The organism is Aquimarina macrocephali JAMB N27 (genome assembly GCF_000520995.1).
In the GTDB taxonomy this organism is placed as follows: domain Bacteria; phylum Bacteroidota; class Bacteroidia; order Flavobacteriales; family Flavobacteriaceae; genus Aquimarina; species Aquimarina macrocephali.
Window position 1 is genome coordinate 1 of sequence record NZ_JACA01000150.1, and the last position, 466, is coordinate 466.

General features: G+C 29.0%; 2 protein-coding genes. One reads left to right on the forward strand and one right to left on the reverse strand.

Going from position 1 to position 466, the window contains the following annotated elements; all coding sequences use genetic code 11:
• The first annotated feature begins 19 nt into the window (after nt 1-19).
• The gene (locus Z054_RS32830; protein ID WP_206538819.1) at nt 20-121 is read left to right on the forward strand and encodes a T9SS type A sorting domain-containing protein; all 102 of its coding nucleotides are present in this window, start codon (nt 20-22) and stop codon (nt 119-121) included.
• A 137-nt stretch (nt 122-258) separates the two neighbouring features.
• Here the strand turns inward: Z054_RS32830 and miaE are convergent.
• A partial coding sequence (gene miaE, locus Z054_RS0127550) for a tRNA isopentenyl-2-thiomethyl-A-37 hydroxylase MiaE (protein ID WP_024773154.1) occupies nt 259-466 on the reverse strand: 208 nt, incomplete at its 5' end.

Genomic DNA, 466 nt, shown 5'->3' on the forward strand with positions numbered 1-466 from the left:
ACCTCCGGGAGGAAATGTAGTGAGAAAAACATTAGATATTAGTAAGTTATCTACTGGTATCTATTTTGTGCAAGTTACTACTAGTAGTAGAACACTTACTCAAAAGGTTTTTGTAAAATAATTTTTAAATAATAATAAAATTTGACCCTATTTATAAAGAGACTGTCTAAAAAGGCAGTCTCTTTTTTTATTATTTGAGTATGGTTTTTATCCTTACGATTATCAATCATTTGGATATAACTAAATTAGCTAATCTTATTACCCGTGAATTGTCTCTTTATTCCCTAGGGATTTCATTATTTCTGCTTCAAAAATTAGTAACTCTTGCCATTTTTTGTCAACTTCTTTTCGATTTCCATATTGGCGAGCAAAATTTAAAAACATAGTATAATGATTAGCTTCACTTACCATTAGGCTTCTATAAAACTCAGCTAGTTCTGGATCTTCTAATTCTTCAGAAAGTAAT